Below are 26,625 nucleotides of genomic sequence, written 5' to 3'. Positions count from 1 at the left end.
GGCCCCGCGGCGCGCGGCATTTCTGCCCCGGTTGGGAATAGCCATCATGTTTGCGATCGAGACGATCGACATGTCAACCGGCATATCAGGGCAAAGGCATCACCGAATGCGATCGGTGGAAGGGAGCCGGGCGTTTTATGCGCCCGGCTCCCTTGGTATCGGCGATTGCGATTAACCGCGGAACAGCGACAGGATGTTCTGGGACGACGAATTGGCGATCGACAGCGACTGGATCGCCAGCTGCTGCTGTGTCTGCAGGGCAGACAACTTGCTCGATTCCTCCTCCATGTCGGCATCGACCAGCCGGCCGACGCCCGAGTCGATGGAATCGGACAGCGCGCCGACGAAGTCTTCCTGCAGATCGATGCGCGTCGAGATCGAACCCAATTGCGCACCGGCCGAGGTCATTGCCGATAGCGCGGATTCGATGGTCGACAGCGCCGACTGGATCTGACCGGTGGTAAAGTTGGTGATGTCGAGCGAGTAGACGGAATCGCCATTTGCATCCGCCGTTCCGAGGATACCCGTGGAGGTTTCGATCGACCCGCCGCTCATGCCGAACAGCACATTGCCGGCGGAGCTGGTATCGAGGGTGTAATCCGTCATTTTAACGGACACGGCGCCGGAGCCGTCGCGGACGAAGGAGGATACGACGCTCTTCGTGCCGTCAGCGCCGGCGACCCAGTTTTCGCCCGAGAACGAGGCCGACTGGGCAATGCTCATCAGCTGCTCCTGCAGCTGGCTGATTTCTTCCTGGACCTTGGACTTGTCGACACCGTCTTCGGTCGCGGCCACCAGCTTAGCTTTGATCTCGTCGACGACGTCGATCGCACTGTCCATTGCCGTGTAAGCAGTATCGACCTTCGCCGCCCCGAGGCCGAGCGCATCGGACACGGCCGACAGCGCCTTGTTGTCGGAGCGCATCGTGGTGGCGATCGACCAGTAGGCGGCGTTGTCGGATGCAGTGTCGACCCGATAGCCGGTGGAGACACTGTTCTGTGTCGTTTCGAGATTGGAGTTGATGCTGCGCAGCGTCTGAAGGGCAGCCATCGCGGAATTGTTGGTATCGATGCTCGTCATCGGAATTCGCCTGCTTCGGAGGTTGGATATGTTGAAATCCGGGGGAACATCCCGGCCGTGGCGAGCAGCCTGATGCTTATCGACCGGTGGTTCCGATCAATTCGCCAACGTTGGATTAATTATCGTACTTAAAAGTACCTTAATGGTTAACGCGGCCAGCCCGGCCTTTATTTTTTTGTTCATCATGAAATTTGACGTGCCGAAAGCAGCCGAGAACGGCTTCAGAGGCCGCCCGGAAAAATTTGAAATCGGCAATTGACGCACCGGCGGGAAACTGACTATCAATATTAAATCAATTTGATTGACTCCAAAAATACATAATGAGGGGAGCATTGGAATGAGATTGAGCAAAAGCATGTTCTGCAAGATTTCCATGCGCGCCGGCTCGGCGGCGGCGACCGCCCTGACGGCGCTCGTCGCGTTCGGGACCGTCGGTGCCGCCGCTGAATCGGTGCTGACGATGCATATCGAGGAGCAGACCAGCTGGGTGCAGAACTTCAATCCGTTCGACCTTGCCGGCCGCCGGCAGAGCACGATGGATTTCATCTACGAGCCGCTGGTGATCTTCAATGCCGAGGATGGCGGCAAGCCGGTCTTCCGCCTGGCGACCGGCTATAAATTCTCCGAGGATATGAAGTCGGTCACCTATACGCTGCGGCCCGATCTCAAATGGTCCGACGGGCAGCCGCTGACCTCGGCCGACGTGAAATACACGATCGATCTGATGCTGAAGAACGCAGCCCTCGACACCGTCGGCGTCGGCGAGACGGTTGCCTCGGTCGAGACGCCGTCGGCGACCGAGGTCAGGATCGATCTCAAGGCCGTCAACTCCGATTTCCCGGAAACGCTTGCCGATCTCGCCGTCGTTCCCGAGCATATCTGGAAGAATGTCTCCGATCCCGTCGCCTTCAAGAACGAGAAGCCGGTCGGTTCCGGCCCGATGACGGAGCTGCGCCGCTTCACGCCGCAGGTCTACGAGCAGTGCCGAAACCCGAACTACTGGGACGCCGCCTCGCTGCATGTCGATTGCCTGAGGCTGCCGCAAATCTCAGGCAACGACCAGATGCTCGCCATCCTGCCGGAGGGCAACATGGACTGGATCGGCTCCTTCATTCCGCAGATCGACAAGACCTTCGTCGCGCTCGATGCCGACCATAACGGCTATTGGCAGCCGCCGGCCGAAACCGTCGCCTTCCAGATGAACTTCAAGAGCGGCAATGAAGGCAACCTCGAGGCCTATAAGGACCTGAACTTCCGTCACGCCTTCAGCCTGGCCATGGATCGCAAGTCGATGGTCGATATTGCCGGCTTCGGCTATCCCGTCGTCAACGAGCATGCGACCGGCCTGCCGCCGCGCTTCGAGACCTGGCGCAACAAGTCGGCCGAAGGCGACAAGGACGCCTTCATGGGCTTCGACACCGAGAAGGCCAACAAGGTCCTCGACGATGCCGGTTACAAGAAGGGTGCCGACGGCTTCCGCACGACGCCGAGCGGCAAGCCGATCGCCTTCCCGATCATCGTTCCGAACGGCTGGACCGACTGGATCGATGCGGTGCAGATCGCCGTCGAAGGCCTGCGTGCCGCCGGCATCAACGCGTCGGTCGCCACCCCGGAATATGAACAATGGCGCAAGCAGATCATCGACGGCAGTTTCGAGGTTGTCATGAACTCCCGCGCCGATGGGGCAACGCCGTTCCGCGGCTATTACCAGAGCCTGTCGACCGCCTATGGCGGGCGCATCACCGGCGCGCCCTCGCGTTATTCGAACCCGAAGCTGGACGCCATGTTCGACCAGTATCTGAGGGCGACGTCTGAGGATGATCACAAGAAGATCTTCAACGACATCCAACTGCTGATCGCCGACGACTTCCCCGTCGTGCCCGTCTTCAACGGCCCGACCTGGTATCAGTTCTCCAGCAAACGTTTCACCGGCTGGGTCACCGACAAGGATCCCGTCATGAATCCGGAGGATCATGACAACAACCGCATGCGCCTGATGCATCTGCTGCGTCTCAAGCCGGTCAGCTAGAGCAATACCAGCAAGGGAGCGGTCCATGCGCATTTCGAGCCGGCGCCTCGGCGTCTATGCGGTCGCCCTGGCGTTCGCCATCGTCGTCAACTTCATTCTTCCCCGGCTGATGCCGGGGAGCCCGGTCGATGCCATGATCGCCCAACTCGGCCCGCGGGCAACGCCGGCCGCCGTCGAGGCGATCAAGGCGCGGTTCGGTGCGGTCGATCAGCCGATGCTCTGGCAATTCGCCGATTATCTGAAGGGGCTTGCCACCCTCGATCTCGGCGTCTCGGTCAAATATTACCCCCAGACCGTCGTCCAGGTTCTCGCCCGGTCGGCGCTCTGGACCGTCTTCCTGGTGACGACCGCAATCATCTTCTCGCTCTGCGTCGGTGTTGTGCTCGGGGCAGTTTCCGCCTGGCGCCGCGGCGGGCGTTTCGACACGATCGTTTCGCCGCTGTCGGTGATCATGATTTCGGTGCCGCCCGTCATCGTGGCGCTGACGACGCTTTTCGTCTTCGCCGTTTCGCTGCGCTGGTTTCCAGTCGGCTATGCCTATGATCCCAATCTCGACCCCGCCTTCAATTTCACCTTCGTCGGCAGCGTCTTTGCCCATGCGATCCCGCCGGTCCTGACGCTGTCGCCGTTTCTGATCGGCGAATTCCAGACGACGATGCGTTCGTCGATGATCTCGGTGCTTGGCGAGGATTACGTGACCATGGGCCGCGCCAAGGGGCTGAGCCATCTGACCGTGATGTTCGGTTATGGCGCCCGCAATGCCATGCTTCCGGTGCTGACCAATCTGGCGCTGATGCTCGGCGCCGTCTTCGGCGGCTCGATCGTGACCGAGATCGTCTTCAACTATCCCGGCCTGGGCCTGACGCTTTATAACGCCAGCATCGCCCGCGATTACCCCGTCATCCAGGGCCAACTGCTGCTGATGACGCTTGCGACCCTCGGCGCCAACTTCCTGGTCGACATCATTTACGGGCTGGTCGATCCGAGATTGCGGGAGGCTGCGTGATGAGCTTTACCCTGTGGCCACTCCTCAAGCAGAAAAAGGCGCTGGCCGGCCTCATCATCATAGCCATCCTCTGGCTGATGGCGCTGTTTGCGCCGCTTGTCGCACCCGGCGAGCCCGGCGCGCGTGTCGGACGCTCGCATCAGCCGCCCTCGATCGAACATGTGCTCGGCACCACGAAGATGGGCCGCGATGTCTATCGCCAGTTCGTCTGGGGCGCCCGCAGCTCGCTCTCCGTCGGCTTTGCCACGGGCATTGCCATCACGGTTCTCGGCACGGCGATCGGGCTGATCGCCGGTTATGCCGGAGGCCGGACGGATGCATTGCTCGACCTTGCGACCAATGCCGTGCTCGTCATCCCGAACATGCCGCTGCTGATCCTGCTCGCCTCCTTCGCCGGCACGGTGGGACCGATGACGATCATGACCATCATCGCGCTGACCTCCTGGCCGTGGGGCGCCCGCATGACGCGGTCGCAGACGATGGCGCTTCGCAATCGTGATTTCGTCACGGCTTCGAAGATGATCGGCGAGCCGGCCTGGCGCATCATCTTCGTGGAAATCCTGCCGAACCTGACGACGCTGATCGGCATCAACCTCGTCGGCAGCATCATCTACGCAATCGTCGCCCAGACGACGCTCGAATATCTCGGCTTCGGCGATCCGCTGAAAGTCTCCTGGGGCACGATGCTCTACAACGCCCAGAATTCGTCGGCGATCATGGTCGGTGCGTGGTGGGATATCGGCGTGCCGGCGCTCGGCATCGCGCTGACCGGCCTTGGCCTTGCGCTTTTGAATTTCACCTTCGACGAGATCGCCAATCCGCAGCTCCGCTCCGGCCCGGCGCTGACGCGCTGGTTCCGTCTCAACCGCGCCCGCAACAGGGAATTGGAGCTTGGCCGATGAGCGACAATCTTCTGGAAATCGAAAAACTCAACGTCGATTACCTCGTCGACAAGGGAGAATTCCGCGCCGTCAAGGAGGTTTCCTTCAACATCGGCCGCGGCGAGATCTTCGGGCTTGCCGGTGAATCCGGCTGCGGCAAGAGCACGATCGCCTATGCCATCACCCGTCTTTCCAAGGCGCCGGCCTGGATCAGCGGCGGCAGCATCCGGCTTGACGGGCGGGACCTGCTCAAGTTGCCGGAACGCGAACTGCAGACGATCCGCTGGAAGCGCATCGGCATGGTCTTCCAGAGCGCGATGAATTCGCTCAATCCGCTGATGCGGGTCGAGGCGCAATTCCACGACGTGCTGCGCCGGCACACCGGCTGCTCGCATGCGGAATCCCGGGCGCGGGCCGAGGAGATGTTCCGCCTCGTCGGCATTCCCACGCATCGCATCGGCGATTACCCGCACCAATTCTCCGGCGGCATGCGCCAGCGCATCGTCATCGCCATCTGCCTGGCGCTGAGACCCGAGCTGATCATCATGGATGAGCCGACGACGGCGCTCGACGTGGTGGTGCAACGCGAGATCCTCGAACAGGTCGTCGACCTGCAGCGGACCTACGGCTTTTCGGTGCTCTTCATCACCCATGACCTGCATCTGATGGCGCAGCTCTGCCGGCGCATCGGCGTCATGCTGAAGGGCGAACTCGTCGAAGTGGGCGACGTCAGCCAGGTCGCCCATGCGCCGCAGCACGACTATACGCGCAAGCTCTGGAATGCCATTCCGCAGCTTCCTGATCATCGGCACCTATCGGGTGTCGTGGCATGAAAGCGGAGGTTAATCCCGTCGTCGCCGAAGCCGTGATCCGGCTCGAGGACATTCAACGCAATTTTGGTCCGGTGCGGGCGCTGAAAGGCGTGTCCTTCTCGCTCTTTCCCGGCCGGGCATTGGCGCTGGTCGGCGAATCCGGCTGCGGCAAGACGACTTGTGCCCGCATCATCGCACGCCTTGACAGGCCGACCGGCGGCAGGCTGTTTTTCCGAGGGCAGGAGTTGACCGCCCGCGGCGAGGCCGCAGATGAACAGCGTTACCGCCGGGAAGTGCAGATGGTCTTCCAGGATCCGTTCTCGTCGCTCAACCCGGCCTTCACTGTCAGCCATCATCTCTCGCGTCCGCTGCAATTGCATCGGCAGAGCGGCTCGAAGGCTGATCTCCCCGAGGAGATTAGCCGGCTGCTGGCAAGCGTCGGGCTGGAACCCGATCTGACCAGGCAGAAATTCCCACATGAACTTTCGGGCGGGCAGCGGCAGCGCGTCAACATCGCCCGCGCCCTTGCCGTCGCTCCAAGCGTGCTGGTCGCCGACGAGCCGACCTCGATGCTCGATGTCTCCATTCGCAAGGACATTCTCGATCTGCTGGCGACGGTGAAACGGGAAAACGACCTTGCCATGCTCTATATCACCCACGACATTGCAACGGCAGCGCATGTAGCCGAGGAGATCGTCGTCATGTTTGCCGGCCAGATGGTCGAATGGGGTGACACCGATAAGGTTCTCTCCGACCCGCGCCATCCCTATACACGATTGCTGCTTTCCGCCGTTCCGGACGGCAGCAGGCCGTTCGTGACGGGCGGCAGCGCGCGTTTCCTCGAACAGGCGGAAAAAGTGCGTTCGCTGAGCCGCCCTGAATCGACAGTGATCGAACAGGTCGGCCCCAACCATTTCATTCGCGCGCTCGGTGTTTCCAGCGCCGAACCCAAGAGCTGATCTTCAAAAGGTCCGATCTTCGAAAGGAAAGAATGACGATGTCCACACCGCGACCGAAAGCCCTGCGGCTTGAAACCCTTTGGAACCCGCCTGCCGACGGCAAGGAATTTTCCTATGTCCTGCGCCTGAAAAACCTCGGCAGCGAGCCGCTTGCGAATTTCTCGCTCTGCGTCAGCGGCCCCGGCCGCGTCGATCCCGCCGGCCGCGTCGAAGGCGCGACGGTATCGCAGCGGCTTTCCAATTTCACCGAATTCCAGCCGCCGGCCGATTTCGCGCTCGGCGCCGGCGAGACATGGACGATCTCGGTCTATGCGCTGAGCTGGCAGTTTCGCCACTGGACGGACGGCGCGACCAGCGCCTATCTCGCGTTTGCCGACGGCAGCACGATCGTGCTCTCGATCGAGCCGACACGTTCTTCAGTCAGCAACGCGCCGCTGAAGCGCGGCGCCGAGATCTATCCGGTGCCCGCCAATGCGCCGGTTCAGGTGTCGATCATCCCCTGGCCGAACCATGTGGCGGTCACGTCCCGCCGTCCGCTGCCGGCCGGTTTTGCACCAAAGGCGCAAAGCGCCGAAGGGGAGGCGGCCGCGCAAGGTTTCGCGGCGCTGGTGGAGCATCTCTTCGCCGTCGAAGGCATCGTGCGCAGCGAGGCGGAAGGCGCAGTCCCGGTCGTCCTGAAGGATGCCGCCGGCTTCGGTCCCGAGGCCTATAGGCTGAGCTTCGACGAGCAGACACTGACGGTCGAGGCAAGCGGCCGGACCGGCTTTCTTTATGGCCTCGTCACACTCGGGCAGATCTGGCGCGGCGCCAGGCTGCATCCAGGCGTCTTCCAGTTTCCGGCATCCGGCGAGATCGTCGATGAACCGGCAATGGGCTGGCGCGGGCTGCATCTCGATGTCGCCCGCCAGTTCTATGGCGCAGCCGAGGTCAAGAAGCTGATCGCGGTGCTGGCCTGGAACAAGCTCAACCGCTTCCACTGGCACCTTTCCGACGACGAGGCCTGGCGCGTCGAAATCGATGCCTATCCGGCGCTGACCGAGGTCGGCGCCTGGCGCGGTCACGGTCTTGCCGTGCCGCCGCTGCTCGGCTCGAGCCCGGCTCGGACGGGCGGTTATTATCCCAAGGCTGTCATCCGGGAGATCGTTGCTGAGGCAAAAAGCTTCGGCGTCGAGATCGTGCCGGAGATCGACATGCCCGGCCATTGCTACGCCATGCTGAAGGCCATACCGGAACTGCGCGATCCGGCCGAGGTCGGCAGCTATTATTCGGTTCAGGGCTTTCCCGACAATTGCATCAACCCGGCCCGTGAGAAGACCTACGAGATCGTCGAGACCATCCTTACGGAACTGATCGAGCTCTTTCCGTTCAAGATCATCCACCTCGGCGCCGACGAAGTGCCGCTCGGCGCATGGTCCGGCTCGCCGGAGGCGCTTCAGCGCCTGCGCGATGTTGCCGGCGGCGCGGTTGCCGATGCGCATGCCAAGCGGCTGAACGTCGTCACCAATACCCATGGCGCCGACGATATCCACGGCTCGGGTGCCGCCGTCCTGCAGGCTGAGTTCCTGGAGCGCGTCCAGCGTTTCCTGGCGAGCCAGGGCTGCATCACCGGCGGCTGGGAAGAGGCGGCCCACGGCGATGTGATCGACAAATCGAAGAGCTATCTTTGCAGCTGGCGCAATGTCGAGGTCTCGGCCGAACTCGCCGAACGCGGCTACGAGATGGTCGTCTGCCCCGGACAGGTCTATTACCTCGACATGGCGCTGAGGCCGGATTGGGACGAGCCCGGCGCCAGCTGGGCGGGAACGTCGGACGCCGAAAAACTATACAATTTCGATCCGGTCGGCGGCTGGACCGCGGGCCAGAAACAGAAGCTCCTCGGCATCCAGGCCTGCATCTGGTCCGAACCGATGACGGATCGCGCCGTTTTCGACCGTCTCGTCTTTCCGCGTCTTTCCGGACTTGCCGAAACCGGCTGGACGAAGCCGTCGGCGAAGTCATGGGAACGCTTCAAGGCGCTCGCAGGGCTGATGCCACTGCTTTACGGGCTGCAACAGTCGTAAGGCACTGGGACCGTGATAGAACGGTCCCGACCGTCGGGGCACCCGATCGGGCTAGCGTGGTAAGTATTGTAGAATATGCGAATGTACGCATAATTTCTGCGGCCGGCGCTGCCAGGCAAGACCGATCGAGGGCTCTGAGGGATCCCAATGGAAACAACCGTCGAGGACGCCGATGTTGGCGTCGTGTCGCCCGAACTCGTGGTCGATGCACTGTTTGCATGCCGAAAGACGGCAGCGATCAAGGCGGCCATCGAGCTCGATCTCTTTACCCATATCGGCGAGGGCAATACGGCAGAATTGCTGGCATCGGCAACAAGCGCCTCGGAGCGTGGTGTGCGCATCCTCTGCGACTACCTCGTGGTCCATGGTTTCCTGACGAAGGAGAGCGGACAGTACCGAATGACGCCCTCGACCAGGATGTTCCTCGATCGCAATTCGCCGGCCTATATGGGCTCGGCCGTCGAGTTCGTCGCCGCACCCGAAATACTGGATAATTTTCTGCGCGATCCGGCCGCCGTCGTGCGAAACGGCGGTTCGGCCGGGCTTGCCAACATGTCCCCGGACAACCCCGTCTGGTTGAAGTTTGCGCGCGGCATGGGCTCCTTTACCGGGCTCAGCGCCAAAATACTGGCCGGCGAAATCTCCGGCTGGCCGAGGTCTCCCAAAAAGGTTTTGGACATCGCCGCAGGTCCAGGCATTTTCGGGATCGAAATTGCGAAAACCTTTCCATCAGCGGAGGTCGTCGCCGTCGACTGGGCCGCGGTCTTGGAGCTGTCGCGGCAGAATGCGGATAAAGCCGGTGTGACTGCGAGGTACCGGACGATCGCCGGCAGCGCCTTCGATGTCGACTGGGGCACGGATTATGATCTCGTCCTGCTTCCAAATTTCCTGCACCACTTCGATATGCCGACATGTGCCCAGCTGCTGCGAAAGATCATCGCGAGCCTTGCAGAGGGTGGTCGGATCGTTGCCGTCGATTTCGTGCCGAACGAAGATCGCGTGTCGCCGCCTTTTCCCGCGGCCTTCTCCTGGGAGATGCTCGCCAGCACGCCGGCAGGCCAGGCTTATACGCAAGGCGAGCTGACCGAGATAGCAAGACAGGCCGGTCTTGCCGGCGTCACAGTCAAACCGATGCCGCCAACGCCGGCAAGTCTCATTCTTTTCGAATAGCCGGTGGGGCCGGCATCCCTATGCCGGGATCAAGGCTACCGTCCCGTCCAGGCTACGGCGAACAAAACATTTCGCGACAGAAGGCGCTTCATTGTCGTTGCCGGTAGGCAGAGGGTGTGACGCCGGTGCCCAGTTTGAAGGCCCGTGTCATGTGGCTCTGGCTGCTGAAGCCGCAGGCCGAAGCGATCTGCGCGATCGGGTCTGTGCCTGATAACATCGATTTGGCGCGCTCGACACGCCGGTGGGCCACCCAGCCATGCGGGGACACGCCATAGCTTGCCCGGAACATCCGCTGAAAATGAAAGGCGCTGAGTTGCCCGATCGCCGCCAGATCCTGCAAGCGGATCGTCTCGTCGAGATGGGCCTCGATATAGTCCAGGATCCGGCGGCTGATATGAGGAGCGAGCCCGCCGCTGATCGCGCAGGGGCGCATCCCGCCAAAACGCGGATCAACGAAGAAATCGTTGATCGTCTGCGTCATCGCTTCTTCAGCCGGCAGATGGTCGCCCGCCGACATCGCTTGCGTCATCTGCCGCAGCGCGCGCGCCAGGGCGGGTGCATCTGCGAAGGTCACTTCGGGAAGAACCATCAGCCTGGAATCGCGGTCAAACGTCTCTGCAAACATCCGGCGCATCTGATCGTCTGGAACATACAGATGGACGAATTCGAAGGGGTCGGTGATTTCCCATTCGGACGAGTGTCCCTGCGGCATGATGCACAAGGCTCCGGGCCGGCCCTGCGCGGCCGGGCTGCCGTCCAGACGGCGCGTTCCGGCGCCGCCGGTGAGATAGAGGCTGAACGTATGTCCGTCCGGCCGCTCGTAGCTCATCCTGTCGCTGCCATTGCTCCAGAGAGCCGCCGATCGCCCGAACCCCAGATCGATCGACTGTGACACCCGGGCAGAGGGAGATGCAGACAAAAAGCTGTAAACCGAGAGGCGGCTATCTTTCACCTATTCTTCCCCACACGTGTGACGTCCTGCGGATAATACCGGTGGAGGGTCCGTGTGGCGAGCAGGAAGTCCAGGGCAAAAAATTTCGTAGCAAGAATCTGCAAGAGACCGGCTCACAGTTGGCCTATCGATCGAGAAAACGAGGATCACACGATGGCAAATGCCGCTCTCTTCATCTCGACCGTCCTGATATGGGGGACGACCTGGATTGCCATTGCGATGCAGGTCGGTCCCGTGCCGGTCCTGGTCTCGGTCTTTTACAGATTTGCGGTCGCAGCCGTGATCCTCGTCGCCATCCTGGCTGTCATGCGGCAGTTGAAGTTCCCTGCCTTGCGCGATCAACCTTTCATTCTTGCGCAAGCGCTCTGCCTGTTCAGCCTCAATTTCATCTGTTTCTACAACGCCGCCGGCTTTATCCCCTCCGGGCTGATCTCAGTGATCTTCTCGCTCGCAACGATCTACAACGCCGTCAATGCGCGCCTGTTCTTCGGCGACCGCGTTACCGGCCGCACGCTTCTCGCAGCAGCGCTCGGAGCCACCGGCCTTCTCCTGCTGTTCGCAGAGGAGGTTGTCGTCGATTTCAATCTGGACACGTTGAAAGGGATCGGGCTCGCGGCGCTCGGCACGCTGTTCTTCTCGCTCGGCAACATGGCGTCGCGTCGAAACAGTGCGGCCGGAATCTCACCGCTGACCGCCAATGCCTGGGGCATGACCTATGGCACGGTTGTCCTCCTCCTGCTGATTGCCGTAACGCAAACGCCGATCGTGGCGCCGCCTGACATGACCTATCTTGCCGCGCTGCTCTATCTCGCGGCGATCGGATCGGTGATCGGCTTCACCACCTATCTCATGCTGGTGTCGCGCATCGGCTCCTCACGCGCTGCCTATGCCACCGTCCTGTTTCCGATCGTCGCCCTGTCATTGTCGACGGTCTTCGAGGGCTACCACTGGACCGGTCTGGGCCTGGTCGGCCTGGCGCTGACGCTTCTCGGGAACGTGGTCATCTTTGCCCGAATTCCAGTGCGTCCCGCCCTGCAGGCCGATGCGAGGCTGCCGGCAGGCGAATGAGCCTTCACCCGACCGGCTTTTGCAGGACGTCGAAGCGCGGATTGGTTTCGGAAAAGATCGGCAGGGCGGCGGCACCGAGGATCGCCGTATCCTTGCCGGTCATGCCGATCATGACGCGCGGCACGCTTCCCTTGCGGTTGGGGTCGATCGGCAGGTGCAGCGGCTCCAGCCGTTCGGCAAGCCGGCGCATCAGCGATGTCGATATGCTGCCGCCGAGCACGATGGTCTGCGGGTCGAAGGCAAGTTCGAGAAAATCGAGGGTCTGCCGCAATGGCTGGACGGCCTGATCGAGCCAGGCGTCCAGGCCTTCGCCGCCTTTGGCGATCAACGCGTCGAGATCGTCGGGGAGGATCTCCTCGGCATTGGCAATGCCCATGAATTCGTAAGCGACGGTCGGCGACACGTAGCGGTCCAGGCAGCCGCGCTTGCCGCAGCTGCAGAGCTTGCCATGCGGCTCGACGATGATATGGCCGATCTCGCCGGCATTGTTGCGGCTGCCCTTGTAAAGGTGGCCGTCGAGGAACATTCCGGCGCCGATGCCGCCGCCGCCGGCAAGAAACAGATAGACGAAACTGCTAAGGCCGCGGGCAACACCATGCAGACGCTCGCCGATTGCGGCGGCGGTCGCATCGTTTTCGACCAGCACCGGCAGCTTGACCCGCTGTTCCAGCTCGTGCCCGACGGGAAAATCCTGCCAGCCGGGCAGGTTCTGCGGGCTGAGCGAGGTGATGCCGCCATCGGCATAGCGGCCGGGCAGGGCCATGCCGACACCGAGCAGCCGGTGTCGGTCGAAGGTGAAGGCCTGCTGCAGATCTTCGACGATCGCCTGCAGCGCCGGCATCGCCCTTTGCGGATCGGGATGTTCGACGTGGCGCTCGATGCGCGCGCAGACGGCGCCGGAAAGATCGGTCAGCACCCCGCTGGCCCGCTGGCGGCCAAGTTCGAGGCCGATCGAATAGGCGCCGGCGGGATTGATCGAATAGGGAATGATCGGCTGGCCGCGCGCCAGCTTCTGCGCCTCGGCCGGCACGAGCAGATGCGACCTCTCCAGTTCCTCGACGATATTCGACACGGTCTGGGCGGTCAGCGCCGTCATCCGGGCGATCGCCGCCCGCGACAACGGACCGTTGGTGCGCACAGCCTCGATCACCACACGCCGGTTGTGAGACTTGGCCTGCTCGAGATTCGTGCCGGAGATCGCCTTCATGTCGCCTTCAAAGGAAATGGTGCCCCACCCTTGTCACAAGACGGATAGGGATGAAAGCCCATTCTACGTTCGGTCTATTGAACCCCGGCGTCAGCAGGCGCAACGGCGTTTCGCCTCTGCAGCAGGCCGAGGATCGCGATCCCCGATAGGCCGGTGACCGCACTCATCAGGGCGGTTCCCGAATAGCCTGTCAGCCAGGTGCCGGCGGCAAAGACAAGCGCGCCGATGCCGGCACTGGCAAAGACATTGACGGAGATCAAAGCACTGCCGAGCCCCGGCCGATCGGCGATCAGATCCTGCAGATAGGTGATCGGAATGCTGATGATCGCCGCCGCGCCGATGCCGGCGAGCAAGGTCAGCGCATAGAGGTGCCATGGCTCGGAGGCAAAGCCGAGAAGGCAGAGGAACACGGCATAGATGATCGTGCCGGCGGCAAGTGCCACCATCTGGCCGGCCTCCCGGGCGATCCGCGACCAGACGATGATGAAGACGATCTCCAGCAAAGCGACGATGCCGACAAGAATTCCGACGTCGCTGAGCGCACCATGGGCCGCACCGGTGGCGATCAGGGGCAGAAGGGCGTCGTTGAGATGCAGCGTGCTGGTAATCAGCGCGACGCCGGCGATATGCGCCGAAATCCGCGGTGAAACTACCTGGCGCAGCGCACCGAGATAGCTGAGGTGATGCGGCACGACCAGTTCCGCGCCCGCCCGCTTCGGCAGGGCGAAGAGGATGATGCCCTGGCAGAACAGACATGAGATGGCGGCAAAGAGATAGGCCGGCAGCATGCTCGATGCGCCCGAGAGCACAAGGCCGGTGATACCGGGGATCAGCACCCAGGAGAGCGAGATCATCGCGCGCACGCCTGAATTGGCCGTCACCATCTCGCTCCGGCTCATGCCATGCATCGCCGCGCGCGCATTGGCAAACAGCAGCGAGTTCAACGCCCCGTAGATCGGCAGCGGCAGCAGCGCGCTGATGATGAAAATGGCCGCAGTGGGAAAGAGGTAAACCATGCCGTAGCCGACGATGCCGAAGATGCAGGCGCCGATCATCGCCGACCGGTATTCGCCAAGCCGATCGGCGAGATTGCCGAGCAGGACGCTGATCACCACGTTGACGGCGGCCGAGGCGAAAGCCAGGAAAGAATAGAGACCGTCGCTCAGGCCCAGTTCGCGGATGCCGACGATCGAACGATAGGGCGCAGTCATCGCCCCCGCCATGCCGAAGGTGAAAATGGCGATCATGCTGGCGCGGATCGCCGGATTGCGGAAGACGTCGGGAAAGAGGCGGCTCATGGGGTCATCGCTCGTCAGGGAAATCGGCAGGCGCGGCCGCGATGGGCAGTCCCGGAGGTCATCTCATGCTATTGGCTCGGAGATCGGAGCCTGAATGTCAATAATGCTCGGATTGCGAGAAGGTTCGCGCCAATTCGGCCTGGCCGGCCGTCAGACCGCAATCGACGGGCAGGCAGACGCCTGTGATGGCTGCCGCCAGCGGACCGGCAAGGAAGCTGACGGCATTGGCGACGTCAAGGGGATCGACAACACGCTGCAGCGGATACCAGCGACGTGCCTCCTCGAAGACATCAGGGTTGGCGGCGGCGCGCGCCTCCCAGGCCTGCGTCTTCACCGTGCCGGGTGCGACGGCATTGGAGCGGATGCCGAACTTGCCGTATTCAACGGCAACCAGCCGGGTGAAATGCAGGAGGCCGGCCTTGGCGGCGCTATAGGCCGGGTGCCCGAAGACCTGCATGCCGTTGACCGAGGCGATGTTGACGACGGAACCCTTCGAGATCTTCAGCATCGGCTCGAAGGCGCGAAAACACAGGAATGCCGCTTCGAGATTGAGCGCAATATCCGCCCGCCAGATCTCGGGCGTCGTCTCATGCAGGCTGGTTGCGCGGGCGGCACCGGCATTGTTGACCAGCGTTCGCACCACGCCGGCGTCGGCGGCGCGGCTAACCAAGCCGGCAATGCTTGCCTCGCTGGTCACGTCACATCCGACGGCGACGAAACGCTTGTCCGGCCCGAGCTTCGACGCTGTGACCGCCGCAGCCGCAGCATCGATGTCGGCGAGAAAGACGACATCATGGTCATCGGCGAGCCGTGCGGCGATCGCAGCGCCTATATCGCCCGCAGCGCCGGTGACGATGGCAGCCGATTGGGTCATGTTCTCTAGCTCCCGCTGATGGCTTTAATTTTCATGGCATTTCAATCTCCAAGCAATTGCCGGTCGTCGCCGTCGCGGTGAATGACGAGCTGCTGCTTGATCCGCCGAAGCGTGGTCGTCGCCTTCGGCTGAACGGCGTAGGCGACCAGGCTCGACAGAATATCGACCGTCGCGATGTAGGCGATGCGCGTCGAGGTCGGCCGGTAGATATTATTCCCTTCGGGAAGGTCGATCGGCACGACGATTTCGGCTGCCTTGGCAACCGGGCTATCCGTCTGGGTGAGAGCGATCGTCTTCACCTTGCCCCCGCGGGCAAGCTCGAAGGCCCGCACCAGCTCCATGTTCCGCCCCGAGAAGGACGAGCCGATCAACACGTCGCCCGGCCGTGCTGCGGCCGCCATCATCAGCTGCATGCTGTGGTCGGAACTTGCGGTGATGCGCAGCCCGAGACGGAAGAGCCGGTTCTGCAGCTCATCGGCAATCATCGACGAATTGCCGCCGGAGCCGAAGGCATAGATCATATCGGCCTTGGCGATATGGGAAACGGCGGCTTCGATCGCGGCCAGATCGAGCGAACGGTGCAGAAGAAAGAGCGCGTTCTGCGCCTTGGTGATGATGTCCTGGGCGACATCGGCCGGGTCGGTGCTTTTCGATTCCGGCTTCAGATAACGCACGCCGATATGGGCGGTCCGGGCAAGCTGCACCTTGAAGTCGGAAAAACTTTCGCAGCCCAGCCGCCGGCAGAAGCGGGTGACGGTCGGCGGCGACACCTCGGCGCGTTCGGCGAGCTCGATGATCGAGGCATTCACCGCGAACTCGAAATCGTTGACGATGATCTCGGCGATGCGGCTCTCGGAGGGAGAGAGCCGGCCCTTGTCTTCCTGCAATGTCGAAAAGATATCCAAGCCCGTTCCCGCCAATGGTTCTTTTGCTTCTACGCTTCCTTCTTCTTATAGGCCACGCAGTCGATCTCAACCTTGCAATCGACCATCATCGACGATTGCACACAGGCGCGCGCCGGCGGATGTTCGCCGAAATACTCCTGATAGATCTTGTTGAAGGTCCAGAAGTCGCGCGGATCGTCGAGCCAGACGCCGACGCGCACGACGTCCTCGACGCCATAACCGGCCTCATCGAGAATCTCAAGAACATTGGCGATCGTCTTGTGGGTCTGGGCGATGATGCTGCCGTCGATGATTTCGCCGTCTTCCATCGCAACCTGGCCGGAAACATAGAGCCATCCGTCGGCTTCGACCGCCCGCGCGAAGGGCAGCGCCTTGCCGCCGGCGCCCGTTTGAACAGTGCCATAGCGCTTGATGGGCATGCTGATGTCCTTGCAAATTATTTTCTTGATAAGTTGACAAATGACCATAGAAAGCAGAATTTGACCAGTGAAAAACGCGAATTATGAAAAGAATTTCAATACGGGGCTAATATGCGCGATCCTTTCGAGAATCCTTTTCCCTCCGACAGCGCCCGGCACGCCATCTGGGAAATGCTCGTTTTGCGCGATATCGATGCTTTTCTCGCCGCCGACTGGTCGAAGGTGGAAGATGATTTCGTCGAAGAGGGCTTCATCGGCATCGATGCCCAAAAGCAGGTCAGCCCCGACACATGGCGCCTTGCTTTTCCGACGCTGTCGGCCTATCGCCAGGAATGGCTGAAGCAGGCGAAGGATTTCGCCGAGCAGAGCTTCGCGGAAGACGCGCGCACGGCGATTTTCACTACGACGACGCTCGAGGATATCGAGATCGAAGGCGACATGGCGCTGGTTCGCAAAAAATTCGACGGCGGCATTTCCAAGTCCGACGGCAGCCGCGACGTGCTGCTATGGCAGACGCTCTATTATTGCAGGCTTCACCAGGGACGCTGGAAGATCTCAGGTTTCACCGGCTACCTGCCGAACCCGATGGGGTAAAGCGGGGCCGACAACACGAAGGCCACTTTCTTGCGCATTTTCACGGCAGCATTGGCGACCGAGACCAATACTTTTTCCCCGATCTGCGTGGATCGCCGCGCATTCGAAGCCTCGCTTTATGCCCCGCCCGGCCAACATCCGGAAACGCCGACGCTCTGCACCGCGCCGATCACCGTCGGACGGCGCGTCACCGCGGAAAAAGGTTGGCAGCTGATCGAGGGAACCGCCACCTGGGCCGACCCCGCCGGACTGGTCAACCGGGCAACCTACGAAGAATTGCGTGACGAAATCCTCGGCCAGTTGAGTGCCGCAACGCCTGTCGACGCCGTTGTCATGGGCCTGCATGGCGCCATGGTGGCAGCCGGATACGAGGATACCGAAGGCGATCTTCTCCAGCGCATGCGCGAGATCGTCGGGCCTGACGTCATCATCTGCGCCGAACTCGACCCGCACAGCCATCTCACGGCAAAACGTGTCGCCGCCCTCGATTTCGCCGTCTATTTCAAGGAATTCCCGCATACGGATTTCGTCGACCGCGCCGAGGATCTCTGGCGCATCGCGGTGGATACGCTCGAAGGACGGGTCAAGCCTGCTATCTCGGTGTTCGACTGCCGGATGATCGACGTCTTCCCGACATCGCGCGAGCCGATGCGCTCCTTCGTCGACAAGATCATGCAGATCGAGAAGGATGATCCCGATATCCTGTCGATCTCGGTGATCCACGGTTTCATGGTCGGCGACGTTCCCGAAATGGGAACGAAGCTGCTTGTGGTCACCGACAACAAGCCGGAAAAGGGCGCGGCTTTGGCGCGCGAGCTCGGTCTCGAACTGTTTTCCAAGCGCGGCACCTTCATGGTGCCGCAGATCGACGAGAGGCAAGCCGTCGCACGCGCGATGGCCGCCACCGCATGGCCCGTCGTCATCGCCGATGTCTGGGACAATCCGGGCGGTGGCACGGCCGGCGATGCAACGGTCATTCTCGCAGAACTCCTGGCCCGCGGCGTCACCAGCGCCGCGATCGGCACCATCTGGGATCCGATTGCCGTGCAGATCTGTTTTGCAGCCGGCGAGGGGGCGGACATTCCATTGCGCTTCGGCGCCAAATCGGCGCCCGGCACCGGCAATCCCATCGACGGCACCGTCAAGGTGGTCAAGCTGGTGAAAAATGCCGAGATGCAGTTCGGCGAGAGCCTCGCCCCTTTCGGCGACGCCGCCCATATCGTGCTTGACGGCATCGACATCATCCTCAATTCGACGCGCGCCCAGAGCTTCGATCCCAGCCTGTTTTCGGTGATGGGCATCGATCCGACACGGCAGAAGATCCTGGTGATCAAATCGACCAACCACTTCTTCGCCTCCTTCTCGAAGATCGCGGCGGAGATCCTTTACTGCTCGGCCGGAACGCCCTATCCCAATAATCCGGCGACGACGCCCTACCGGCGGGCGCCGAAGACCATCTGGCCGATCGTGGCCGATCCACATGGAAGAGAACGCGGAGCCGCCTAGATGCAGGATGCCAGCTTTGCCGTCGTCGCCAAGGCAGGCGACAGGATCGCCGATCTCTCGACGCCGCGTCCGATCATCGACGAAGACCGGCTGGCTGCCAACATCAACCGCGTTCAGTCCTATATGGATGAACACGGATTGAACTTCCGCCCGCATATCAAGACGCACAAGATTCCCGCTCTCGCCGTCGCGCAGATTGCCGCCGGCGCCAAGGGCATCAATTGCCAGAAGGTCACGGAAGCCGAGGTCTTCGCCGAAGCCGGCTTCGGCGACATCCTGATCACCTTCAACATCCTCGGACAGCAGAAAATCGAGCGCCTGGCGAGGCTGAACACGAAAATCCCGGCCCTCAAGGTCGTCGCCGACAGCGAAGTGACGGTCGACGGCCTGGCGGCGCATTTCTCCGGCCACAAGCCGCTGACCGTGCTGGTGGAATGCGATACCGGCGGCGGCCGCTGCGGTGTGCAGACAGCCGAGGAGGCCGCCTCGCTTGCCAAGCGCATTGCCGCTGCCGACGGCCTCACCTTCGGCGGCATCGTCACTTACCCGAAGCCGCAATCGGCCGCTGCCGTCGAAGCCTTCATCACCGAGGTGCTGCAACGCCTGGCATTGGAAGGCATGACCTGCCCGATCGTCAGCAACGGCGGAACGCCGAGCCTTTTCGAGGCGCATCTGGTCAAATCTGCCACCGAACACCGCGCCGGCACCTATATCTACAACGATCGCCAGATGGTGCGCATGGGCCATTGCACCGAGGAGGATTGCGCCATGCATGTGCTGGCGACCGTCGTCTCACGGCCAACCGCCGACCGCGCCGTCATCGATGCCGGCTCGAAGGCGCTGACCTCGGATCTCCAGGGTTTTAGCGATTACGGCCTGATCGTCGGCTACCCCCAAGCGCGGATCAGCAGCCTCTCGGAAGAACACGGGGTGATCGATCTGTCGAACTGCACCGACCCCCGGCCGCAGATCGGCGAGAAACTCTTCATCATCCCGAACCACACCTGCGTGGTGTCCAATCTGTTCGATACGATGGTGTTTCATCGGGGTGGTGTGGTCACCCGCGTCGAGGAAGTCGCGGCCCGCGGCCTCGTCTGGTAGGGGCGTTGCGCGGCGGACGCTTTCGTTGCGATGGCGGACTTAGGTTCTACGGAGTGTCCGCTTTGCCCGCCGTTACCGGACGGTCAGGTTTCGGCTGCTACTCATGTGATAACGCCGCTGTTGGAAGAGCGGGGATGGCTGGATTGGTTTGCCGATCGTAAAGCGCCAACTCCCCGATGGTTGGCGGCTCAAACAGCTTCGACCACCTAAGCAGGTCCGCCCGCGAGATATCGAACGTGCCGACTGGAAGCTCGGCGTTTCGTCGAGAGACACGGTCCCAAAGCTCATCGAAGGGAACGTCGAGGAAGCAGAGGACGACGCGGGCACCAGCTGCTCGAGCTTCGTCCCGGCAGGCGTCGCGTTCTGCCCGCGACCACACTCCCCAATCCACGACAACGTTACACTCAAGCCTGATGGCACGCAGAGCGATCTCCCATTGTAGGCTTTCGACTCTAACCCGGCACGGGCCAGTTTCGGCTTCTGCAGTAGAGATGCCGGGGTAAAGCTTGTGCATCCAGTCATCTCCGGTCAGACGGAGGGCAGATGCTTCTTGTTCGATTATCTTGGCGAGTGACGTCTTCCCTGAACCGGGAAGACCGCAGGTGAGGTAGAGCGTGGGCATGAAAATCTCTGATTTTGGCTTGGCGAGTGGAAGTGGCCCTGCGTGCCGTGCAGGACTGCGCTTCGCTCAATGCCGCTGGGCGCGGCCAATCAAAGGTTTGTTGCCATAGCTATCTTGTAGGACCGCTCTGCTCGGGGGTCAAGACGGAGCGCATGAGTGAGCTCACAGGTGAGGTCGTCTAACCTTGGCAGCGCTGTGGTACCTCCAACAACAGGCTGACTGTCAGCATCCCACCCCATCAAACACGTCGCTCAAGATGTTCAGACGTTATCGAGCGGAAATCGACTGCCGTCGCGAATGACCCGACAGCGGAAGATGGCCGACTTCCGCAACGCGCTATTAGGAGACATACAGGAGCGGATCATGAGGCCGGCCGGCGACGGTCACAGGGCTGGGCAGGCATGCAGATCCAGTGGGAGCGATGCGTCCATCGACTCATCCGCCTTGCGAATCTCGCAGAGGAGGTTGAACTGCTCCAAAAACCTTAGTTGGATGCCGCAGAGGCCAGTCACCATGGACGCCGCCCGGCAGAAATTCGAACATCAGCTGGTATTTCACGCCACCCGGTATCGAAATATTGTTCTCTTCGACGATTGAGCCAACGGCGATCGACCTGCCCTTACAAACCGCGAAAGGCGTCAAGACACGCTTTCTGCACGCCAGGAAAAGCCTTGCGAGACGTCGCGTGGGCGCCATTCGTTGAAGGGACTATCGAGCTCTGGATCGAACACCCCCACCTGCTGGTTGCTGACGAAAAGTCGAATATCTCAGCCATGTTTCCCTCCAAATGGAAACATCTCTCCAAATCCGCCTGTTATGTGCCAGGGCACACGAAGCGCATCCATCTTACTCCGTCGTATCGCAGCACGTCGTCATAGCCGAACGACCAGAGCACATCGTCAGCGATCTGTAGACGGTTGGCGCTGCGAATACCGGGTGAAAGGCCCGTGTAAACCTTCGACAACCGATCCGAAGACCATGTGTAGAGCGATGTCGCCGAACTCAGCCAGATCTGTCCGCGAAACAGCGCGACGGAGAGGAATTCCTCGTTGCATTCGGGATCGCCTACCTGCGTGAAGCCGCTCGTGGCATTGCCCTTCAGAAGCGTACCGTTGCGGCCGCAGATCCAGACGGTTCCATCCTGATCCGCTTCAACAGCGTTCAGCCATTCGCCCGATGGGTTGATCTCCGTCGTCCACATAGCACCGCTACGGGAATAGATGCGGCCCTTGCCGCCCATTCTGGTCACGGCATAGAACGTCCTGTCGGATAGGCACATGCCGCTGACGTCATATTCATCGCCGGGCGCGCCGACGATCCCCAGGTCGAAATGGTCCCACGCCGCCGGCGCGCTGCGCCGGTAAATCTGACCGGCATAGCCGAAGGCGTAAAGCTCACTGCCGAGCTGGCGGATGCCGCCGATATAGCCGAGCTTCAGCGATGTCGGCTTGTAGAGGCCCGCATTGGGGATGTCCTCGATGACGCGGCTCTTGAGCTGGAACCAGACCTTGCCCTCTTCCGAAACGCAGACGAAAGCCGGCCGGTCCACCGTCTCCGAACGGAAGGTGCAGACATCCACGAAAACGTCGTCGAAGTTTTCCAGGCCCCATTCGGCCTTGGATTGTGCGTCGTCGAGGACGATGATCCTGGTCGGAGGATCGAACGGGTCGCTTTCCCCGACATAGGCCAGCAGCATGGCGAGATCCGAGTACTTGGCATACCCACTGCGGAAACGTATCTTGCTCAATACCTAACCCTACTTCGAACCAAAGCCATGCCACAGCCGAACAGTCTTTCTTGGCATATCGGCAAGATGCTTGAAAGCCCCAGAGGGGATCTGTCGCGAGCCGGCTTGTCCGCCTCGGGAGAAAGCCGACAAACGTCTAGGCCGCGGAGCGCTATAAGCCCGCGACATTCTGAACCGTTCCCTCCGTTGCGAAGGTGCACAGCCAGGGATAGTGGGGATTATGCTGTAATCAAACTTGCGTTCCAGCCGATGACATTTGCCGCTTTGCCACGATACTTTCCTTCTAACGAAACGGAGCAAACGCAATGAGCAAATTGACAAGAGTGGAGGCGTTTCAGCGTTTTGAAGCCGCACTTGCCCTATTAGGCGAAGAGGATTGCGATGACGCGCAGGCTGGTCTGAGGACGAAGAACGTAAGGAATTTGGTTAGCTGGGCAAGCCGAGATTCAGCGGTCAGCCCCACGATGTTGCCAACGACGCAGTGGCCAACTGACGTGCGCAATGGGCCGGACCCTGCTATCTGCAGGAGATTGTCCAACGACGTTCGTGAATTGAAAATCACTCCGAACTCCTGCCGGTGGGCAGACGCAATTGCTTAGCGTATCATGTCACCCCGGACCCCGCCCCTCGGCAGGACGAACCGCTGAAACAGAGCCAGTCGTTTCAAGCCGCCGTCGGGTTGATCACGTTCATATCGATTTCGGTCAGTTCGACGCGCCGCTCGAAGGCAATGCCGGCCTCGTCGAAGAGATGGCAACCGGCGGCATATCGCCGCCGTTGAGCTGGATATGCTCCGGGCGGATGCCGAGTGTTCGCCGCATCATCTGTGCAGCGCATGGGAATTGTGGCATAACTGGCCATGGCGATACATGTCTTGGGGGTCCATCGCGATACGGTCGGGACGGAACAGGCGGCGGGCGGTTCGCTTGCGGCCGCCTATTCCGTGGGGGTTTTCTGCTGGCTGCTGTCGGCCGGCGTCTATATTGCCGCGAAATGGGTTTCTTCGGAGATGCCGCCCTGGGCGCTTTGCTTCTGGCGCGTGCTGATCGCCTGGGCGATCCTGATGCCGATCGTGTACCGGCATTTCGGGGCCATGGTCGGGCTCGTGCGGGCTCGCGGCCTCGAGCTGCTCGCCATTGGCGGTGTGGGTCTTGCGATCTGCCAGGGCCTGATTTTTGTCGGCCTCGAACATGCCGATGCCACGACCGCCGGCATCATCATCGCCCTGATCCCGATCATCACCATGATTCTTGCCCGTTTCATGCTGGCTGAGCCTATGGGACGCTGGCAGGTGATCGGATCGATCCTCGCCTTTCTCGGGATCGTGGTCATCATCGTCAAGGGCAGCCCGGCGGCGCTCTTGCGTCTCGACCTCAATCCCGGAGAGCTGTGGATCGTCGCCGGCGCGTTCTGTTTCAGCCTCTACACCGTCCTGCTCCGCCGGGCGAAATTCGATCTCAATCGCCTTGCGCTCCTGGTGCTCCTCCTCGGCGCGGCGGTGCTGACGGCGCTGCCCTTCTATCTGTTTGAGCTTGTCTCCGACGAGCGCTCGCGGCTCAATGCCAGCGGCCTCATCGCGCTCGGCTATGTCGCCATCCCGGGCGGCGCGGTTATGTATTATCTCTTCAATCGCAGCATCGAGGCCTTGGGGGCGGCGCGGGCGGGCGTGCTGCTTTACATCCAGACGATCTTCATCGCCGTACTCGCCTATCTGTTCCTCGGCGAACAGTTGCAACGCTATCATCTCGAAGGCGCGGCACTCATCGTCGCCGGCTTGCTGTTCATCATCCTGCTGAAGCCAACGACCAGAGCGGAGGCGACCAAAGCCTGAGGACGAGCACAATGCCCGCCGACACGCAGCCAGTCGGTTCAGGCAGCCGTCGGGTTGATCACGTTCATGTCGATTTCGGTCAATTCGACGCGCCGCTCGAAGGCAATGCCCGCCTCATCGAAGAGATGGCAGTCGGCGGCATTGATGCCGGTCGAAACAGGCGCGTCGGCGCGGATGCCGACGCTGCCGGGCAGCATGGCGCAGAAATTCTCGGCCTCGCCGTTCAGCGAGGCATAAGCGACCGTATTGGCGCCGAGGCGCTCGATGACCGTCGGCGTCACGGTAAAGACGATATCGCCGCCGTTGAGCTGAATATGCTCCGGGCGGATGCCGAGCGTCAAAGCCTTGCCTGCCATGCCGTCGCGCGGGGTCACCGGCAGAACGGCCGTCTGGCCGAGATAATCCACCTCGACGCCATTGGCGCTGACGCTTTTACAGGTCACCGGCAGAAAATTCATTTTCGGATTGCCGATGAAGCCGGCGACGAACTGGTTGGCCGGTTTGTGATAAAGCTCCAGCGGCGCCCCGGTCTGGGAGATATCGCCGGCGTCGAGCACGACGATACGGTCGGCCATGGTCATGGCCTCGACCTGGTCGTGCGTCACATAGATCATCGTCGCCTTCAACGCCCTGTGCAGCTTGGCAAGCTCGATGCGCATGTCGGAGCGAAGTGCTGCGTCAAGGTTGGACAGCGGCTCGTCGAACAGGAAGATCTTCGGTTCGCGGACGATGGCGCGGCCGATCGCAACACGCTGGCGCTGGCCGCCGGACAGCATGCCGGGTTTCTGCTGCAGGCGCTGTTCGAGGTGAAGGATGCGCGCCGCATTTTCGACCTTGGCCTTGAGCTTTGCCTCTTCCATCTTCTCGACGCGAAGCGGAAAGGCGATGTTTTCAAAGACCGTCATGTGCGGGTAAAGCGCGTAGGACTGGAACACCATCGCGATGCCGCGTTTGACGGGCGGCAGATCGTTGACCCTGACGCCGTTGATGACGATATCTCCAGCCGTCGTCGCGTCGAGACCGGCGATCATGCGCAGCAGGGTGGATTTGCCACAGCCCGACGGGCCGACGAAGACGACGAACTCGCCGTTCTTCACCTCGAGCTGCACGCCCTTCAGAACTTCGTAGTCGCCGTAGAACTTCTGAACTTTGTTGAGAAGGAGCTGTCCCAAAAATCTGTCTCCGCCGGCGGCCTTCGTCGCACATTCGATATAAGGGGAGGGGTCGCGGCATATGCCGCGACCCCAAGAGCCTCAAGAGGGCTTACTTGAAGGCTTCGATTTCGCCGGCCGCCTTCTTGAGCGCGGCTTCCGGCTCGGCCTTGCCTGTGACAACCGACTGGATCATCTCGATCATCGAGTTCTGGAAGCCCTTATAGTCGGTGAAGAGCGGCTCCGGACCACCATAGCTGATGCCGTCGATGAGCGGCTTCCAATAAGGATCCTTGGCGACGAACTCGTCGACCTTTGCGGACGGCCGCAGCGGGGTGAGGCCGGCGCCGCCCTGCAGCTCGTATTCGGACTGGACATCCGGTGAGGTGATGAACTTGGCAAATTCGGTCGCCTTGTCCTCGACGCCCGACCCCTTGAAGACCGCCAGGCTGTCGGTGATCAGCAGCGTGCCGGGACCCTTGGCGTCGGGGCCGAGCGGCAGCGTCGTGATGCCCCAGCTGATCTGCGTCTTCTTCAGACGGTCGGCTGCACCCGAGCCTGCCTGGATCATCGCCACCTTGCCATCGAGGAAGATGGCGCGGACTTCGTTCTGCTCATAGGCCGTCGGGCCTTCTTCGGAGTAGGGGACGATGTCCTTATAGGCTTTCAGCGCGGCGAGAATCTGCGGGCTGTCGAGCGTGACCTTGCCCTCGGCATCCGTCACCGCGCCGTTATTGGTGTAAACCCAATGCATGAACTGGTGCATGGTATTGTCGAAGGTCTTGGCGGAAAGGCCGAACCCCGGAATGCCGGTCTTTTCCTTGATGGTCTTTGCCATCTCGATTTCTTCAGCCCAGGTCTTCGGCGGCTTCTCAGGGTCAAGACCGGCCTGCTTGAAGAGATCCTTGTTCCAGTAAAGCGCCTTGGTGGAGAAGGCGATCGGAACGCCCCACTGGTTACCCTCGAAGGTTACCGTGTCGACGATATGGGGGTAATAGGCCTTCTTCTCGTCATCGGTCATCGGCACCGGGACGATGAGGTCATTCTGCGCGAATTCCTTCAGCGTGCGCGAGCCGACATAGGCCATCGCCACCGGCGTGCCGGCGGCGGCAAGCGTCGTCGCCTTGTCCTGGCACTGCGCCCAGCCGACAACCTCAGGGGTGATCTTCCAGCCCGCGTTCTTTTCTTCCCACTGCTTGATGTATTTGGTGTGGACCGGGTCGATCGTGTCGCCGCAATAGATCCAGCTGATTTCCTTGTCGGCCGCCTGGGCAGTGACCGCGGTCAATGCCGTCGAACCGAGCAAGGCGAGCGCGATAAGGCCTGTCTTGATTGTTATGCTCACGTCGTAAC

At 61.5% G+C, this 26,625-nt stretch carries 23 protein-coding genes; 12 read left to right on the top strand and 11 right to left on the bottom strand.

The window, feature by feature from the left end:
* Positions 1–171: 171 nt before the first annotated feature.
* Positions 172–1,080 carry a flagellin gene (locus RLEG4DRAFT_RS01895; protein ID WP_003574960.1) on the bottom strand — a complete coding sequence of 303 codons (909 nt, stop codon included), beginning with the start codon at positions 1,078–1,080 and terminating at the stop codon, positions 172–174.
* A 337-nt stretch (positions 1,081–1,417) separates the two neighbouring features.
* Here RLEG4DRAFT_RS01895 and RLEG4DRAFT_RS01890 point away from each other — a divergent pair, with 337 nt between their 5' ends.
* The 7 genes from RLEG4DRAFT_RS01890 (at position 1,418) to RLEG4DRAFT_RS01860 (ending at position 9,997) form a co-directional block, all read left to right on the top strand.
* Positions 1,418–3,109: an ABC transporter substrate-binding protein gene (locus tag RLEG4DRAFT_RS01890; RefSeq protein WP_003574959.1), complete on the top strand. Its 1,692-nt coding sequence runs from the start codon at positions 1,418–1,420 to the stop codon at positions 3,107–3,109.
* 25 nt (positions 3,110–3,134) lie between these two features.
* The gene (locus RLEG4DRAFT_RS01885; protein WP_003574949.1) at positions 3,135–4,115 is read left to right on the top strand and encodes an ABC transporter permease; all 981 of its coding nucleotides are present in this window, start codon (positions 3,135–3,137) and stop codon (positions 4,113–4,115) included.
* Positions 4,115–5,017, top strand: a complete 903-nt coding sequence (locus RLEG4DRAFT_RS01880) for an ABC transporter permease (protein WP_003574948.1) — start codon at positions 4,115–4,117, stop codon at positions 5,015–5,017. Before RLEG4DRAFT_RS01885 ends, RLEG4DRAFT_RS01880 begins: the two co-directional genes overlap by 1 nt.
* Entirely contained in the window at positions 5,014–5,829 is an 816-nt protein-coding gene (locus RLEG4DRAFT_RS01875) for an ABC transporter ATP-binding protein (protein ID WP_003574947.1), read from the top strand. The genes RLEG4DRAFT_RS01880 and RLEG4DRAFT_RS01875 overlap by 4 nt, the downstream gene beginning before the upstream one ends.
* Entirely contained in the window at positions 5,826–6,767 is a 942-nt protein-coding gene (locus RLEG4DRAFT_RS01870; RefSeq protein WP_003574945.1) for an ABC transporter ATP-binding protein, read from the top strand. Before RLEG4DRAFT_RS01875 ends, RLEG4DRAFT_RS01870 begins: the two co-directional genes overlap by 4 nt.
* A 32-nt stretch (positions 6,768–6,799) precedes the next feature.
* Positions 6,800–8,827 (top strand): beta-N-acetylhexosaminidase, encoded by a 2,028-nt coding sequence (locus tag RLEG4DRAFT_RS01865; RefSeq protein ID WP_171898165.1) that lies wholly within the window; start codon positions 6,800–6,802, stop codon positions 8,825–8,827.
* Positions 8,828–8,974: 147 nt separating this feature from the next.
* On the top strand, positions 8,975–9,997 hold the full coding sequence (locus RLEG4DRAFT_RS01860; protein ID WP_003574941.1) for a class I SAM-dependent methyltransferase: 1,023 nt from the start codon (positions 8,975–8,977) through the stop codon (positions 9,995–9,997).
* Positions 9,998–10,085: 88 nt separating this feature from the next.
* Here the strand turns inward: RLEG4DRAFT_RS01860 and RLEG4DRAFT_RS01855 are convergent, their stop codons facing one another.
* Positions 10,086–10,826, bottom strand: coding sequence for a helix-turn-helix domain-containing protein (locus RLEG4DRAFT_RS01855; RefSeq protein ID WP_037093079.1), 741 nt, complete (start codon positions 10,824–10,826; stop codon positions 10,086–10,088).
* Positions 10,827–11,102: 276 nt separating this feature from the next.
* Here RLEG4DRAFT_RS01855 and RLEG4DRAFT_RS01850 point away from each other — a divergent pair, with 276 nt between their 5' ends.
* Positions 11,103–12,017: a DMT family transporter gene (locus RLEG4DRAFT_RS01850; protein WP_003574931.1), complete on the top strand. Its 915-nt coding sequence runs from the start codon at positions 11,103–11,105 to the stop codon at positions 12,015–12,017.
* A 4-nt stretch (positions 12,018–12,021) separates the two neighbouring features.
* On the opposite strand, the gene RLEG4DRAFT_RS01845 is transcribed toward RLEG4DRAFT_RS01850, so the two are convergent.
* The 5 genes from RLEG4DRAFT_RS01845 to RLEG4DRAFT_RS01825 form a co-directional block, all read right to left on the bottom strand.
* Positions 12,022–13,224 carry an ROK family transcriptional regulator gene (locus RLEG4DRAFT_RS01845; protein ID WP_003574930.1) on the bottom strand — a complete coding sequence of 401 codons (1,203 nt, stop codon included), beginning with the start codon at positions 13,222–13,224 and terminating at the stop codon, positions 12,022–12,024.
* Positions 13,225–13,298: 74 nt separating this feature from the next.
* Positions 13,299–14,522, bottom strand: a complete 1,224-nt coding sequence (locus RLEG4DRAFT_RS01840; protein WP_003574929.1) for an MFS transporter — start codon at positions 14,520–14,522, stop codon at positions 13,299–13,301.
* A gap of 97 nt (positions 14,523–14,619) precedes the next feature.
* Positions 14,620–15,396 carry an SDR family oxidoreductase gene (locus RLEG4DRAFT_RS01835; protein WP_003574928.1) on the bottom strand — a complete coding sequence of 259 codons (777 nt, stop codon included), beginning with the start codon at positions 15,394–15,396 and terminating at the stop codon, positions 14,620–14,622.
* A 41-nt stretch (positions 15,397–15,437) separates the two neighbouring features.
* Positions 15,438–16,301: a MurR/RpiR family transcriptional regulator gene (locus RLEG4DRAFT_RS01830; protein ID WP_003574927.1), complete on the bottom strand. Its 864-nt coding sequence runs from the start codon at positions 16,299–16,301 to the stop codon at positions 15,438–15,440.
* Between the two features lie 29 nt (positions 16,302–16,330).
* On the bottom strand, positions 16,331–16,720 hold the full coding sequence (locus tag RLEG4DRAFT_RS01825) for a RidA family protein (protein ID WP_003574926.1): 390 nt from the start codon (positions 16,718–16,720) through the stop codon (positions 16,331–16,333).
* Positions 16,721–16,831: 111 nt separating this feature from the next.
* On the opposite strand from RLEG4DRAFT_RS01825, the gene RLEG4DRAFT_RS01820 reads away from it, so the two are divergent.
* Genes RLEG4DRAFT_RS01820 through RLEG4DRAFT_RS01810 form a run of 3 tightly spaced genes read left to right on the top strand, consistent with a single transcriptional unit; the run spans position 16,832 to position 19,921 of the window.
* Positions 16,832–17,314, top strand: coding sequence for a hypothetical protein (locus RLEG4DRAFT_RS01820; protein ID WP_003574925.1), 483 nt, complete (start codon positions 16,832–16,834; stop codon positions 17,312–17,314).
* A gap of 30 nt (positions 17,315–17,344) precedes the next feature.
* Entirely contained in the window at positions 17,345–18,820 is a 1,476-nt protein-coding gene (locus RLEG4DRAFT_RS01815) for a M81 family metallopeptidase (protein WP_003574924.1), read from the top strand.
* Complete coding sequence (locus RLEG4DRAFT_RS01810; RefSeq protein ID WP_003574923.1) at positions 18,821–19,921, top strand: D-TA family PLP-dependent enzyme; 1,101 nt, start codon at positions 18,821–18,823, stop codon at positions 19,919–19,921.
* 97 nt (positions 19,922–20,018) lie between these two features.
* Here RLEG4DRAFT_RS01810 and RLEG4DRAFT_RS01805 read toward each other — a convergent pair whose 3' ends face one another.
* Both RLEG4DRAFT_RS01805 and RLEG4DRAFT_RS01795 read right to left on the bottom strand, forming a co-directional pair.
* Positions 20,019–20,543, bottom strand: a complete 525-nt coding sequence (locus RLEG4DRAFT_RS01805; RefSeq protein ID WP_003574922.1) for an AAA family ATPase — start codon at positions 20,541–20,543, stop codon at positions 20,019–20,021.
* A gap of 814 nt (positions 20,544–21,357) precedes the next feature.
* Entirely contained in the window at positions 21,358–22,290 is a 933-nt protein-coding gene (locus tag RLEG4DRAFT_RS01795; protein ID WP_003574918.1) for a hypothetical protein, read from the bottom strand.
* Positions 22,291–23,149: 859 nt separating this feature from the next.
* On the opposite strand from RLEG4DRAFT_RS01795, the gene RLEG4DRAFT_RS01785 reads away from it, so the two are divergent.
* A complete protein-coding gene (locus tag RLEG4DRAFT_RS01785) occupies positions 23,150–24,121 on the top strand; it encodes a DMT family transporter (protein WP_003574916.1) in 972 nt (323 codons plus the stop codon).
* Positions 24,122–24,159: 38 nt separating this feature from the next.
* Here the strand turns inward: RLEG4DRAFT_RS01785 and RLEG4DRAFT_RS01780 are convergent, their stop codons facing one another.
* Together RLEG4DRAFT_RS01780 and RLEG4DRAFT_RS01775 are read right to left on the bottom strand one after the other, a co-directional pair.
* Complete coding sequence (locus tag RLEG4DRAFT_RS01780; protein WP_003574914.1) at positions 24,160–25,293, bottom strand: ABC transporter ATP-binding protein; 1,134 nt, start codon at positions 25,291–25,293, stop codon at positions 24,160–24,162.
* 91 nt (positions 25,294–25,384) lie between these two features.
* The gene (locus tag RLEG4DRAFT_RS01775; RefSeq protein ID WP_171898171.1) at positions 25,385–26,590 is read right to left on the bottom strand and encodes an extracellular solute-binding protein; all 1,206 of its coding nucleotides are present in this window, start codon (positions 26,588–26,590) and stop codon (positions 25,385–25,387) included.
* Between the last annotated feature and the right edge of the window lie 35 nt (positions 26,591–26,625).

This window comes from Rhizobium leguminosarum bv. trifolii WSM2297 (assembly GCF_000271845.1).
The sequence above is the reverse complement of the archived record's forward strand: the minus strand, read 5'-3'. Positions and strand labels throughout refer to the sequence as shown.